The sequence below is a fragment of the Rariglobus hedericola genome, from assembly GCF_007559335.1.
Taxonomy (GTDB): domain Bacteria; phylum Verrucomicrobiota; class Verrucomicrobiia; order Opitutales; family Opitutaceae; genus Rariglobus; species Rariglobus hedericola.
Map to the genome: position 1 here is coordinate 1,262,549 of NZ_VMBG01000001.1, position 14,334 is coordinate 1,276,882.

Annotated in this window: 11 protein-coding genes; 5 read left to right on the top strand and 6 right to left on the bottom strand. The window is 62.3% G+C overall.

The features are described from left to right. Positions 1 to 44: 44 nt before the first annotated feature. From FPL22_RS05540 to fabV, 5 genes are all read left to right on the top strand, one after another. Positions 45 to 2,132, top strand: a complete 2,088-nt coding sequence (locus tag FPL22_RS05540) for an LPS-assembly protein LptD (RefSeq protein WP_144229112.1) — start codon at positions 45 to 47, stop codon at positions 2,130 to 2,132. A gap of 6 nt (positions 2,133 to 2,138) precedes the next feature. After that, positions 2,139 to 3,320, top strand: coding sequence for an RsmB/NOP family class I SAM-dependent RNA methyltransferase (locus tag FPL22_RS05545; protein WP_144229113.1), 1,182 nt, complete (start codon positions 2,139 to 2,141; stop codon positions 3,318 to 3,320). 205 nt (positions 3,321 to 3,525) lie between these two features. Next, positions 3,526 to 4,143 carry a sigma-70 family RNA polymerase sigma factor gene (locus FPL22_RS05550; RefSeq protein WP_144229114.1) on the top strand — a complete coding sequence of 206 codons (618 nt, stop codon included), beginning with the start codon at positions 3,526 to 3,528 and terminating at the stop codon, positions 4,141 to 4,143. After that, the gene (locus FPL22_RS05555) at positions 4,140 to 4,982 is read left to right on the top strand and encodes an anti-sigma factor domain-containing protein (protein ID WP_144229115.1); all 843 of its coding nucleotides are present in this window, start codon (positions 4,140 to 4,142) and stop codon (positions 4,980 to 4,982) included. The genes FPL22_RS05550 and FPL22_RS05555 overlap by 4 nt, the downstream gene beginning before the upstream one ends. A 97-nt stretch (positions 4,983 to 5,079) precedes the next feature. Then, the gene (gene fabV, locus FPL22_RS05560; protein WP_144229116.1) at positions 5,080 to 6,270 is read left to right on the top strand and encodes an enoyl-ACP reductase FabV; all 1,191 of its coding nucleotides are present in this window, start codon (positions 5,080 to 5,082) and stop codon (positions 6,268 to 6,270) included. A 60-nt stretch (positions 6,271 to 6,330) separates the two neighbouring features. Here the strand turns inward: fabV and FPL22_RS05565 are convergent, their stop codons facing one another. The 6 genes from FPL22_RS05565 to FPL22_RS05590 all read right to left on the bottom strand — a co-directional run bounded on the left by FPL22_RS05565 (position 6,331) and on the right by FPL22_RS05590 (position 14,323). Next, positions 6,331 to 7,053: a LysM peptidoglycan-binding domain-containing protein gene (locus tag FPL22_RS05565; RefSeq protein ID WP_144229117.1), complete on the bottom strand. Its 723-nt coding sequence runs from the start codon at positions 7,051 to 7,053 to the stop codon at positions 6,331 to 6,333. A 50-nt stretch (positions 7,054 to 7,103) separates the two neighbouring features. Then, positions 7,104 to 9,314, bottom strand: coding sequence for a SulP family inorganic anion transporter (locus FPL22_RS05570; RefSeq protein WP_144229118.1), 2,211 nt, complete (start codon positions 9,312 to 9,314; stop codon positions 7,104 to 7,106). A gap of 62 nt (positions 9,315 to 9,376) precedes the next feature. Further along, complete coding sequence (locus FPL22_RS05575; protein ID WP_144229119.1) at positions 9,377 to 10,363, bottom strand: amidohydrolase family protein; 987 nt, start codon at positions 10,361 to 10,363, stop codon at positions 9,377 to 9,379. Next, complete coding sequence (locus FPL22_RS05580; RefSeq protein ID WP_144229120.1) at positions 10,360 to 12,603, bottom strand: AMP-binding protein; 2,244 nt, start codon at positions 12,601 to 12,603, stop codon at positions 10,360 to 10,362. The genes FPL22_RS05575 and FPL22_RS05580 overlap by 4 nt, the downstream gene beginning before the upstream one ends. Before the next feature lie 29 nt (positions 12,604 to 12,632). Then, the gene (locus FPL22_RS05585; protein ID WP_144229121.1) at positions 12,633 to 13,127 is read right to left on the bottom strand and encodes a GDYXXLXY domain-containing protein; all 495 of its coding nucleotides are present in this window, start codon (positions 13,125 to 13,127) and stop codon (positions 12,633 to 12,635) included. Continuing rightward, positions 13,124 to 14,323: a DUF2157 domain-containing protein gene (locus tag FPL22_RS05590; RefSeq protein WP_162525201.1), complete on the bottom strand. Its 1,200-nt coding sequence runs from the start codon at positions 14,321 to 14,323 to the stop codon at positions 13,124 to 13,126. The genes FPL22_RS05585 and FPL22_RS05590 overlap by 4 nt, the downstream gene beginning before the upstream one ends. Positions 14,324 to 14,334: the final 11 nt, after the last annotated feature.

Here is a 14,334-nt window from a genome sequence, read left to right on the forward strand (position 1 = left end):
GAGCTTGCTAGCCGCCGGACGTCCCGCCTTATTTGCGGGCCACCGTGACCAGACGCTTACTCCCCGTCCTTCTTCTTGCCAGTGCGCCGCTTCTTAATGGAGCTTCCCCCGCCCTGCCCGAAATCACCGCCACCCGCACCGAGATCACCGACGCCGGCACGGTTTTCAATGGTGACGCCCGTCTGAACTACGACGGCGCGCTGCTCCTCGCGGATCAGATTTCCTACGACCCAAAGACCCAGGTAGCCCGTGCCACCGGCCATGTCTCGCTCACCCGCGGCCCGCAGCGCCTCCTCGCCGACGAACTCATCTACAATCTGGAGACTCGCAGCTACAGTGTTAAAGACATGCGCGTCGGCCAGGACCCGATTTATATCTCGGGCAGCAGCCTCGAAGGCACCCCCGACAAGGTCGTCATCGAAGACGCCGTCATCACGTTTTCAGACCCCGGCCTCGCTACGCCCACGGTGCGCGCCAGCTCGGTGACCTATATTCCCAGCGATAGCATCACCGCCAAAAGCGCCCGCGTAGGCGTGGGCCCGGTCATGCCGATCCCGGTTCCGCTCTACAGCCAGACGATCAACGATCCCCTGCTCTCGCACGTAAAGGCCCGCGCCGGTTTCAGTTCCAATTTGGGCGGTGAGCTCGACCTCGGCCTGCTCGCGCCGTTCACCCGCACGGTCAAACTCGGCGGCGATCTCGGTATCTACACGAAACGCGGTGTCATGTTCGGCCCGGCCGGCGCCTACGCGTTTGATAACGCCAACCAATCTTTCCACGGTTCGCTCCGCAGCGGTTACATCAGCGACAGCGGTGATCGCGGTAACGACATTCTGCTCAAGCCGATTCCCAAAGAGCGCGGTTTCGTATCCTGGGAACACTACCAGACCGTGGGTGACGACGTCACGTTGCTCGGCCAGGTCAACTACTGGTCCGACTCCGATGTGCTCCGCGACTTCCGTGAGCGCGAATTCCGCGATGTTCAGACGCCCGACAACTTCTTCGAAGGTTATAAGACCGGCGATAATTACGTCGTGTCGGCCTTCACCCGTTTTCAACCCAACGACTACCACGTCGTCCAGCGCCGCCTCCCCGAAATTCGTTTCGACGGTCTGCCCGTGGATGCCGGCGCCGGCATTTATCATCGCGTCAACGCCAGCATCGCTTCCCTCGAAGACAAGTCCCTCCCCGCCCTTTCCGATCCGGTCAACCGTGTGGATACTTACTACGCGCTCACCCGTCCGTTCACCCCGCGCGAATGGCTTTCCATCAAGCCCGTGGCCGGCGCCCGCTTCACTTACTATGACCGCGCCCTCGGCGGCAAAAGCGACTACACCCGCGTGCTCGGCGAAATCGGTTTCGATGCGGATCTCCAGGCCAGCTCGACCTATGACTACAAAAACGAACGCTGGGACATCGATGGCATCCGCCACGTCGTGAAGCCCTATGTTTCCTACCGCGCCATCGGCAATGCCGACCAGGGCCAGGCCTACATTCCGCCCATCGATCGCGACGCGTTTTCCACCTACCTGCAGCCGCTCGGCCTCGGTGATCGCCGCGACATCGACACCCTCGACAAGACCAACACCCTTCGCCTCGGCTTGGACAACGCGATCCAAACCCGCGATCGCGTTTACGGCTCCCGCAATCTCGCCGAATTGAACGTGGCGACCGACTGGCGTTTCGACCGGGCCGCCAACCAGAGCCACTTCTCCGCCATTCAAACCGAAGCCGCGCTCACTCCCGTCAACTGGCTTCGCTTCGATGTTTACAGCAACATCACGCCGAGCGACCTCACGATGCGCGAGATCAACACCGGCGTGACCTTCCGCGACGCCGGCGTGTGGTCCGCACGCGTGAGCACCGACTTCCTCCGGAGCGATCCCGCCGCCGGCGTGGTCGGCATCCAGGAATACAACCTCGATGTGCGTTACACGCTCAACGAAGCCTACCAGCTGCTTTTCCAGCTCAGCTACGACACCCGCCTCGGCAGCTTCAGCCAGCAGACGTTCGGCCTCCGCCAAAACATCCGTAATATCTGGTTCATCGACTACGTTCTCTCGCTTCGTGAGGGCAACTCCCGCGCCGGCTCCACCAGCTTCAGCGTGAGCATCGAACTCGCCAGCTTCTAAGCCGCAATGGACCGCCCTTCACCCGCCGCCAGCCAAGGTCGGTCTTTCCTGCAACTGTTCTCCGCGCTTCGTCCGCACGTCGCCACCGACCGCAACCTTCCCTCGCGCCTGCAACAACTGCTCGCCCGCGAGAAACGGTTCGGCTCCCGCGACCGCCGCCTTTATCGCGAGCTGCTCTACACCGCGCTCCGCCACTTGCCGTGGATCGACGCCCGTCTCGCCACCGATACACCCGACGACGCCATTCGCGCCACCGCCTGGCTCGCCGCTGACACTGCGGCCACCCGCGCCTTCCGCGCTCATTGGACGGCCGGCTGGCCCGAGGTTCCCGCGACTGTCGCCGAAAGGGCCCGCCACCTTTCCGCCGATCCCGCCGCGTTGCTCCCCGCGTGGTTCGCCGAACATTGCCCCGCCGCGTTTCAATCGCCCGCCTTCGATGCGTTGCACACCCGTGCCCCGCTCTGGATTCGACTCCAAACCGATGATGCCACGCCCGTGCTCGCCGAGTTCGAAGCTCGCGGCTGGTCCGTGCAACCCGCCCCCGTTTTATCCACCGCACTTGAGGTGCTTGCCGAGGCCGATCTCACCACGACCGACGCCTACGCCCGCGGCCTGATCGAGATCCAGGATCTCGGTTCACAACTCCTGCTCGCACGGCTTTCCCCCGCGCCCGCCGGTCACTGGCTCGACGCCTGTGCCGGTGCCGGTGGCAAAACCCTCCAACTCGCCCGCCTGCTCGGCACCTCGGGCAAGGTCGATGCCCACGACATCCGCGCCTCCGCGCTCGATGAACTCGGCACCCGCGCTGCCCGCGCCCGCATTGCCAACATCCGTATTTTGTCCGCCGCTCCGTCCGGCACTTACGACGGTGTCTTGATCGACGCCCCATGCAGCGGCACCGGCACCTGGCGTCGCGCCCCGCATCTGAAATGGTGCACCACACCGCAGACCATCACGAATTCCGCCACCGTCCAACGCCAGCTGCTCGAACGCTACGCGCCGCTCGTGAGCGCCGGCGGGCAGCTCGTTTACGCCACCTGCTCCCTCAGCCGTCAGGAAAACGAAGACGTCATCACCGCCTTTCTCGCGGCGCACCCGGAGTTCACCGCCGCCGCCCCCGCGAGCATGTTGCTGCCGTCCGATTATAACACCGACGGTTATTTCGTCGCCCCGTTACGTCGGGTCTGAGCCTTAACCGCGCCGTTCTCCACCACTCGTGCGCGTCTTCCACCCTTGCCTCCGTTCCTGAAATTCGGAATCACTGCATCCCGCACGACCCGTCGCACGTTTCAATTATGAAGTGCTCACCCTCAACCTCACAGCGTTTGACCGCTTTGACTCCGTCGCCAGCTGGCAACGGGCTGAGGACCATCCTGCGCTTCCTGCCCGCCGCATGAGCAAACCGTCGTCCATCGACGCCGCCTCGCCGGCCGACGACTCCCGCCACGCGCACGATGCGCAACTCGTTCGCCGCGTTGGCACCGGCGATCAATCCGCCCTCGGTGAACTCTACGACCGCTGGGTCCGCCCCTTGCACGCACTCGCCAGCAACATCCTTCACGATCCCACCGAGGCCGAAGATGTGCTCCACGACGTTTTCCTGACTCTCTGGCGCAAGTCCGCCGACTTCGACACCACGCGCGGCCACGCTTTTTCTTGGGCCGCCACGCTCACGCGCAATCGTGCCATCGACCGTCTGCGTTCCCGCTCGCGTCGTTCGGAGCTGCTTAATCAAGCCGCGCCAGCCGATCTCGGCTACGACGAATCCAACCCCGGTGCCGACGGCACGGATTCCGCCGGCCACCTCTGGCTTAAGGAAAAATCCTCCGCCGTCCGGCGCGCCCTCGCCACCCTCCCCGGCGATCAACGCGACGTCCTCCAGCTCGCCTACTTCGGCGGCCTCACCCAGTTGGAAATCGCCGAAAAACTTTCCCAGCCTCTCGGCACCGTCAAAGCCCGCATCCGCCGCGGCTTGCTCAAACTTCGCGACGTGCTCGCGCCGCAGTTATGATCGACGAACGCCACGAAGAACTCGCCGCGCTCTACGCCTTCGACCTGCTCGAAGGTGCGGAACTCTCCGCGTTTGAAACCGCGCTCGCCGGTGATGCCGATCTACGCGCCCTCGTCGATTCGCTGCGCACCACCGCCGCCGATCTCGCCTTCGCCGCACCCGCCGCCCCTGCCCCGTCGGCCGATCTCCGCGCCCGCATCCTCAACTCGGCCGTTCCGGTCGAGCCCGCCGCAGGCCACGTCCTGCCCTTCGCGCCCCCCGCCTGGTTTGGCTGGGCGGCCGCCGCGTGCTTCTTCTTCGCCGCCATTTTCTTCGCGGCCAAGAGCTTCAACGTCCGCGGCGAACTCCAGTCCGCGATCGAGTCCGAACGCGTGGCCCGCCTCGAAGCCGGCACGTTTAAAAACCTGCTCGAAGCCGAGCGTATTCTCTCACGCGGACAGCTCGATCACCTCGCCTCCGCCGACCGGCTCATCGCCGATCTCCGCAACCAGGCTGATGTTGCCCATCTCAAGATCGCGTCGCTCACCTCGCTGGCCGGCAACTCCCCGCAGGCCCGCGCCATCGCCGTGTGGAATCCCGACCGTCAGGAAGGCGTGCTCGTCGTTTCCAAGCTCCCCGCCCTCGCCATCGACAAAGATTATCAACTCTGGGTCATCGACCCGCAATACCCCATCCCCGTCGATGGTGGCGTATTCACCGTCGATGCCGCCACCGGCGACGCCCGCGTGAATTTCAAGCCCGGCAAAAACGTGAAGGCCGCGCAGGTGTTCGCCGTTTCGCTCGAGCGCAAGGGCGGCGTCCCCAAGGCCGAGGGCCCGATGATGCTCATCAGCAACTGAGCCAAGGCTCTTTGCTGGTTGTCCGCGCCCGATTTGGGCTCCGTTTTGTTACTTGCCCCCCGCGCTTCCGACGCGAAACCTGTCGGGCTTTAATCCTATGGTCATCAAACCCAAAGTCCGTGGCTTCGTCTGTGTCACCGCCCACCCCGCCGGCTGCGCCGCGCACGTTCAGGAATGGATCGACTACGTGAAGGCCAAGGGCCCCGTGAAAAACGGTCCCAAGAAGGTCCTCGTGATCGGTTCCTCCACCGGCTACGGCCTCGCCTCCCGCATCTCGGCCGCCTTCGGTTCCGGCGCCGCCACGATCGGCGTCTTCTTCGAGCGCCCGTCCGAGCCCGACAAGACCGCCACCCCCGGCTGGTATAACACCGCCGCGTTCACCACCGCCGCGAAGAAGGCCGGCCTCTACGTCAAAAACTTTAACGGCGACGCCTTCTCCGACCAGCTCAAGACCGACGTCCTCGCCGCCATCAAGGCCGATCTGGGCCAGATCGACCTCGTCGTCTACTCCCTCGCCTCGCCCCGCCGCACGCACCCGAAGACCGGCGTCGTCCACAAATCCTGCCTCAAGCCCGTCGGTCAGACCTATTCCAACAAGACCGTCGATACCGACAAGGGCATCGTCTCCACTATCACCATCGAGCCCGCCAACGAGGCCGAGATCGCCGACACCAAGGCCGTCATGGGTGGCGAAGACTGGGAGATGTGGATCAACGCCCTCGACGAGGCCAAGCTCCTCGCCCCCGGCGCCACCTCCGTCGCCTATTCCTACATCGGACCCGAGCTCACCTGGCCCATCTACAAAAACGGCACCATCGGTCTCGCCAAGAACGACCTCGAGCGCGCCGGCAAGTCAATCAACGCCACGCTCAAGACCAACGGTTACGGCCGCGCCTTTATCTCCGTCAACAAGGCGCTCGTTACCCAGGCCAGCTCCGCCATTCCCGTCGTTCCCCTCTACATTTCGATCCTCTACAAGATCATGAAAGCCAAGGGCAGCCACGAGGGTTGCATCGAACAGATCGACCGTCTCTTCCGCACCCAGATGTTCGGCGGCACCGGTCTCGACTTCGATGATGCCGGCCGCGTCCGCATCGACGACTGGGAAATGAAGCCCGACGTCCAGGCCGAGGTCGCCGCTCTCTGGCCCGAGGTCACGACCGAGAACCTCGCCGCTCTGACCGACATCGCCGGTTACCGCACCGAGTTCTTGAAGCTCTTCGGCTTCGGTCTCCCCGGTATCGATTACGAGGCCGACATCGATCCGCACGTCGAGCTGCCCGCCTAAAAAGCGCACCTCGTTCGCCTCCCCAGCCCGGCCCCACCAAGGCCGGGCTTTTTCGCGCCTTTACGCGTAGCGTTTCTTCATCGCCGCATACGGGAAATAACGTCCCGGACACACTGTGTGGTTTTTGTCCACCCAGCGGTGCACGGTGAATTTCGGTTTCACTCCGAGCGGTGCCTCGTTGCGCAACCAATCCACGAGCGAAATAAACGACGACAACTGCCGCACCCCGGGCCGGCGTTTTTCGAAATTACCCACGAGGCAGATTCCGATGCCGTGCGCATTGTAGAAATCACTGCGCACATGCCCGCCGTCGATCTGCTTGAGCCAGCGCGGACCGATCTCGATCTCGCCGTCGCCTGAATCACGGCCATTCCCGATTACAAAATCATACGCGAGCCCGTTCTCCATACCTCGCCTCCGGTGCGCCGCTCCATAGCTGCGCGCATTACCCGCCTCGATTCCGCTGTGATGCGCGACCACATGCCGCCAACGCCCTCGCGCAATGTTCAAGCCCGCCGTCGCCGCGATCACGTGCGAGATCACCGACACACCGGGAATAATCAAAACCTGCCCGACCATAATGCGGTCGTTCTTCAGGCCGTTAGCGGTCTTCAACGCGACCACCGTGATGTCATGATGAGCCGCGATACGTCCGAGCGTATCTCCGCGCACCACCCTATACGTGCGCCGGCCACTGGAGTCCGCCAGCAAGGAGGGACCGCCCAAGACCAGACCGGCCAGACCGAGTCCGAGGGTATTTATAAATTCACGCCGCGTCGCCACCCGTTAAACCTAACATGCCCGTCAACCCCTTCGCGCGTGTCGCGTATCATTCAAAGAATCGCCGTCTCCATGAGCCGGTTTGCCTCGGACAATCGCTCGGCCAGTTGACGCGCCAGTGTCTCGTGAAACCGCGCCGCTGCCGCCGGATACTGCACCGCAAGCCGGTCCAGAGATTCGCGCGTCAACTTGTAGCCGTGCACCGGCGATTCTGTAATCACCGCCGCGCTCCGCAGCGTTCCCAGATAAAATGCCATCTCTCCGATCACCGTGCCCGCCCGCAGTGTGCGCAGACGGATCGTCTGCCCGTTCTTCATCTCCAGCCGGATGGTGAGCAACCCGTCCTCGACCAGATAAATCTCATCCGATCGCTCGCCTTGTTTCACCAGCACTTCACCCGCCCCCATCTTAAACGGCTCCGCAAACGCGAGCGCCGGCCGCAATCCATCCATAAACGAAAGCGACGCCGCATCCGCGCTCGGCGGACGCTCGCGCACCAGCAGGCGCTCTTCGCACCACTCGAGTCCGCGATCCAGATCATCGAAGCGCCGCAGCTGTGATCCTTCCGTCAATCGCAGTCCGCCCCGCTCCAGACGCTTCAGCACGCCCGTCGAAAATCCCGTGAGTAAAATCGATACCCGCCGCTCCACCGCAATCTGCGAGAGGCGCATGAGTGCATAAGCCGCCGAAGCATCCACTCCACTGACTCTGCGTCCGTCGAGAATCAAAAAACGCACTTCCGGTATATCCACCGCGATATGACGCAACCGCGCCAACAACTGCGTCGCCGTTCCGAAAAAAACGAATCCGTGCAGACGCAACACCTGGATCGCCTTGCCTTGTTCACCCAGCCAGGCGCGATCCGACGGAGACCGTTCCACCGAGCTGCGCAGGTTGCTTCCATCCGTCTGCATCGTGACCACATCCACCAGGCTGAAACTCACGATAAACAGCACCACCGCCCCCGCGATTCCCGCCGCGACCGCCGGCAACAAACCAAACACCACCGTCACCGCCAGAACGATGAGCACCAGCGCGAGATCGAGCGGCGCAAAGCGTTTCCATCCGCCCACCACCCAATCGAGCAGATAACCCAGTCCCGTCGCCAGCGTCACACCGCTCACCACAAACGAGGGCATCCACGACAAGACACTGGAGCCGCCCGCCAGCGCCACCACGCACACCGCCGTGGCAATCCAGCCCACCGTCCGCGTCACCGGCGCCAGTGCCCGCGCCAGCGTCGTGCTCGTCGCCGAGACAAATCCCGGCAGGCCTCCGCCCAACCCTGCTAAAATATTGGCCGATCCCGTCACCTGAAGTTCGCGATTCAAATCGATCTCGGTGCGCGTGCTCACTTCGACTCCGCTTAATGTGAGCAGCAACGCCACCACACCCACGAGCACCAGCGTGCCGAGCTGCGGCAGGATGCTCCACATCGCATCCGGCGGCACATGAAACAGCGCAAACAAGCCTTCGTGATGCCACAGGCTGCCGCCACTGCCTTGACCGATGATCAAGAGTCCCGCCTCGCGCAACGCAGCCTCTGAATGGCCATACATAAACGCCCAGCCATGAAACAACCCGACCGCCGCGATCAACAGCACCGGCACGCCCATACGTTTTTTATACACCCGCTGCGCCGCGACCAAAGCCGCCGCCAGCATGACCGCCAGAGCGCAGGTTCCCGCGTGTGCTCTCACGGCTTCCCACGACCACGGGTGCGGCAACACGATCAACGCGCCGCTCTTGGTGAGCACCCAGCCTACTCCCGCGAGAAATCCGCCAATCACGGGATACGGCACGAAGCGGATAAAATTCCCCCACCCCATCCGGCCCATCATCCACAACACCGCGCCAAATACCCCCGCCGCCAGCGCGCAACACGCCAATAACAATCCGCCAAGTTCTGGCCCCGACGGCAGCACCGCCGATGCCGCAACCATCATCACCGCCAGCGCCGCGCTCGTCTCCGGACTGGCCGTCGCAATCGTGCCCCGATACGCGCTGAACGTCGCCAGCAAGCCGCCGATCACGACTTGGCTGATCAGCGCCGCGCCCAGGCCGATCTCAAAATTAGAGGCCAGCGCTCCTGCAAAAATCACTGCCGACGCCGAAAACGCCCGCACCACCATGACCGCACCCACCGTGATGCCAGCCATGCCCGTGGACACCGCCGCGCCCGCCCAGCCGGCCGGCGGACGCACCGCCGGTTGCACGGAAAGCGTGTTGGCTGAAGGAACGGTCGGAGGATGGGAGGCGGACATCGCAGTAGTGCCTTTCGACTACACAAAGTAGTCTCAATTTCCTTGCGGTTCCAAACCGTAAATCACGCCCTCGTCGGAAGTCTCAACACTCGGCCCGCCCGCGTAAAAGTATCCGGACTAAAGCCCAGCGCCTCTTTCAGTTTCGCATCCCGTTCCAACGGATTCTTAATGCGCGCCGTTTCACGATGCGCCCGCCACGACAACATGCCACCGGCCCACGGCAGCAATCCGCTTGAAGGCACCGGTAGATCGCTTCCGTGCAGAATACGCTCCGCCAGCGCACCTTGTTTCAAGCGACGTAACGCCGAGGGGCGCAGGCGAAAGTTCAGCGCCGCCAGCGCACTGTTATCACCATAAAGATTCGGGAAGCGCTCGGTCATCTCTACAAACACGTCGAGGTAATCGGGATCGAGCAGCATCATGCCGGTCCCGCAATGCGCCGCGATACAGGTCACCCCGATTTCCAGCGGTCGCGTGAGCACACGCGGCGACGCCAGTTTCGCATCCATCACCGGCATCGTGCGTTCACTGCCGGTATGCGCGAGCAGTGGCAGACCCGCCTCCGCCATCAGTTCCAAAAACCGAGTATGTCGCGGATCGTTCCAGTCAATGCCTTGCACATTCGGCAGGCACTTCAGCGCAGCCGCTCCGCCCGTCAGACATTTTTCCAACTCCTCGAAGGCATCCCGTCGCGAGGGGTGAATCGAAACACCTGCCAGAAACTCCGGATGCTTTTGCGCGAGATCCAGCACGTGATCGTTCGACACATAGAACGAGGCGCGATCCGGCAACGGCGTGCCGTCGTCACGATAAGGCAGCTCATGCGCCAGCAGCATCGCCCGATCAATCGACGGCGCGCCCTGCACATAAGCCAGCAAGCGTTCCGCATAAATCCGGTCAAAGTCCGGCCCGTGCAGATCGCGCATCGTCAGCCCGACCGCTCGCACCAGAAACGGCGCACCAATCCGCGTGAGCCCGCGTGGCCGATACCAGCAGCCCGTGCCGCTCGTGCCGGTGCCGACCACGTGGACGTGGCAGTCGATTCTCATGATACGCCCGCGGCCTTCAGCGCGAGATCCTTGCAGCTCTTGAGATCAAGTTTGCCCGTTCCCAGCACCGGGATTTTTTCCACGCGCTCGACGGTCTTCGGTATCCATAGATTGGGAACGCCCGCAGCCGTGAGCTTTTCTTTCACGCTCTCGGCCGTGATCGCATCGTTGGCGGACAACAACACGAGCTGCTCGCCCTTGCCCGGATCAGGCACGCCCATCACCACGAGCGCGTAGCCTTCCGATTGATCGAGCGCAAAAGCCTCGATCAGTTTTTGCTCCACCGTTCCATGCGGCACCATCTCGCCGGCAATTTTTGAGAAACGTGAAAGGCGTCCTTCTATAAAAAGGAAACCGTCTTCGTCGAACCGCCCCAAATCACCGGTGATATACCAACCGTCGTGGAACACTTCGGCGGTCTTCTTTGGATCATCGAGATAACCGCCAAACATATTGGCACCACGAAATGCCACGATACCCGTCTCGCCTGCGGGCAGCTCGTTGCGTGTTTCCGGATCGAGCACCCGCGCTGTCATACCCGCCATCATGCGACCGACCGAACCCAGACGCTTTCCATCCTGATGCCCCGCAGCCTGCGTCGGCACAGCCGGATCCGGCTGGTTGACATTGGTCGCAGGCGACGCCTCGGTCATGCCGTAGCCCTGCATGATCTCGATTTTAAATTTCTCCAGGAAGCTTTCGTAGAGATCCATCGGCATTTTTTCGGCGCCTGATACCAGAACCTCGAGCGAAGTCAGATCGGCGACTTCGGCTTTTTTGAGGATCGGACGCATAAACGTCGGTGCGCCCACCATCACCGTGACTTTTTCTTCGCGGATCGCCTCGATAATTTTCTTGGTGTCGAGCGGACTCGGGACCGTGACCGAACGGCACGGGCGCAGCAGCGGATACCACATGTTCACGGTAAATCCGAAGCTGTGAAACACCGGCAGGCAGCTCAACATGACCGAGCTCGAAGGGAAAATAGACAACGTCGAAAACTGCCAGCAGTTGGCGAGGATGTTGCGATGCGTGAGCGGCACGCCCTTAGGCTCGCCCGAACTGCCGCTGGTGAACAGCAGACCCGCTTCCGCCCGATCCCCTTTGCGCGGCAACCCGAGCAACACCGGCAGCAATTGATTGGGCAGGATCCACGCCGCCAGGAACCAGGGAAACAGCGCGCGCTTGCCGCCGATTTCCTTGATCGTCGTGGTCAGATCAAGCGTGCGCTCAGGCCATGGAAATCCGGCGGCTTTGGACTTCATCGCATCCGCCGAGATGATCGTCTTCACACCCGACATACGCAGGCTCGACTCCACAGCGGAGCGTCCCGCGGTAAAATTAAAATTCACCGGCACCTTGCCCGCGCATAACACGGCGAGGTTGACGATGCTGGCACCGGCCCCCGGCGGCAGCACAATGCCCACGCGCGATTCCGGCACGGTCTTCCTGATGTGACGCGAAAGTGCAGCCGCCGCCGCGAACAGTTGCGCCGCCTTGAGCTCCCGCCGTGACGCGGTGCGATCCACGAGCGCCAGCCGGCCCGGATGCCGTCCGAGGCGACGCACGATTTCACTGCCGAGGTGACGCTTCAGCTGCGGACGTTCCTCGAACGCCTCACATCCGAGATCGAGCAAAGCGCGGCGAACCGTGGAAGCATCGGCTTGAGCGGCGGGAATCGGTTCGCCCCACGCCACGCACACTGCCGTGCGCATGAGACGCGGGGACTTGAATAGATACTTGTTATCCGAGAAGGAAAACAAGGAGCCCCAAAGACCGTCGTGAGCGGCGGGCACCACCGGCACACCCGCCTTGCGCGCCATCATCTCGAAACCGCGCTGAAGTTTCATCAGTTGACCGGTCCGTGAAATGCCACCCTCGGCGAAGACCAGCACGAGTTCGCCGGCTTGGAGTAATTTGGAAACGCGGCGGACGGTTTCGAGTGCGTTGGCCGGCGAAACGGGAACGGTGCCGGTGAGTTTGTAGATGACGCGAAACAGCCAGCTGCGCCGAGGAAACGCTTCATGTCCGACGAACCGGATCGGCCGCGGGCAGGCCAGCTGCATCACGAGGACATCGGCATACGACAGGTGATTCGTCACGATGAGCGCCCCACCCTGCGCGGGGATGCGGTCCACGTTCAGCGCGCGCACTTTGTAAAGTAACCGGCTCAACACGATCACGGGCCAGCCGATGAACCAGGGAGCATGTGCGCGGGGAAATAAAGGAATGTCAGCCATGATAAAAACAACGGAAGTGTTTCGAGTCTTTACGGGAATTTTTTCCCGTCGAGCCACACGTGACGGATATAGAGCCGATGCGCCCCACTGACCGCCGCCTCAACTTCCAGCGTGGTGAACCGCGGTGTGCCCCGACCTTCGGGCACGAAGAACCGCTCGATTCCGTAATCAAGTCGCAGGTTGTTTCCATTCTGCCAAGCCCGCGCATACACCCACAGACGCGGATCGTCGGCGGCAGGCTCCTCCGTGAGAACATCGGCCACTACATGATGCGCGCCCTCGGGCTTGAGCACGACGAACACGTCGCCATTTGCCGCGATCGGAAATTTTTCCGTCCGGCTGATCTCGTAGTTCAAGATCATGTAATCGCCGCGCAGGATATCGCGCGGATCAACCGGCAATGTTTTCAAACGGACCGTCGGCGCAGTGTGCCTCACGCCTTCGTGATAACCCGCCCACGCGAGGAGGAAAACCACCTGCGCCAGCACCACCGCCCAGACCCAACGTGCAGATTTAATATTCATGCGACCTCCTTTTCCGCACGCATGGCGGTGAGCCAGCCGCGACGTTTGCGTTCCAGATAAATTCCCAGCGTCAGGACGATCACGCCCGAAATCACAAAGAACACCCCGCCTTCCAGCATCGTGCCGAAGAGATCGAAGTAGCGCGTGACGATGTTGATCGCGATGAAACCCAGACCGAGGTTAACCCAGCTCTCACGACCCGTCGCCAGACCCAACCGGATCATAAACACATTGAGCACAAACAACGCGGTCCAAGACCACGCGCTCCACAACCAGCCGCCGTCGCCGGTATTCCAGCCAGTCAGCACTGCACCGACCGGAACCAGCGCGATCACTATCCACACACCCAACGACAACATATCACGACGGCTGTGCTTCCACGCGCCCCAGGCACCTAGCGCAATGAGCAGTGCGACAAACCCCACGGGAATCGGCGAGACCGTCCATTCATCACTTCCCCTCGGCCAGAAATGCCGGATGAAACCGAGCACATATAGGCCCGAGCAAAAGAGCAGCGCTCCCCATTTTTCATGGAGCGAGGCAAAGACGTCGTGACGTGTGCCGCGCAAAGCGAGACCGGACATCCATACGGCAACACCCAGCGCCGTCATGATTGCCACCAGACAAATCACATCTTCAAAACGCAGGTTGCCCGTCTGCAGGGAGAGCCACGAACCTTGGGTCGTAAACTCCATACCCAACCACACCAGAAAGGCCAATAAGCTGACCGCCTGCGCGCCCTTTGATCGAACCAGCCACGGCACCGCCACAATGCCCAGCCACCAAGTCAGCACGCCCGAAGCCGGTCGCGAGTTGAGGTGGAAGATCTGACTCACCAGTGCAATTCCGGCCATGAAGAGGCCCGCCCCCAGCATAAAAAACGCATCCCCGGTTTTTGGATACAGCCCTGGCGCGACCTTGAGCCGCCAGCCTGCGAAATACGAACCCGCCAAAAGTGCGACCAGGCCACCGATCTTCAACCAATCCCCGAGGTCCTGCCAGTTCGCACTGATCAACAAACACACGCCGGCCAGCAGCAGTCCGCCGCCGACCGCGCCCAGAATGGCGATAAACCGCCCGCCACCCGCCGCAGCCGGATGCCGGGCCAGCAGCGCGCCGCGTTGCGATTCAGTCAGCAACCCGTCGCCCACCCAATCTGCCGATTCAACGCGGAGGCGTTCTTCGAATGATTTCATCTGTGAATAAT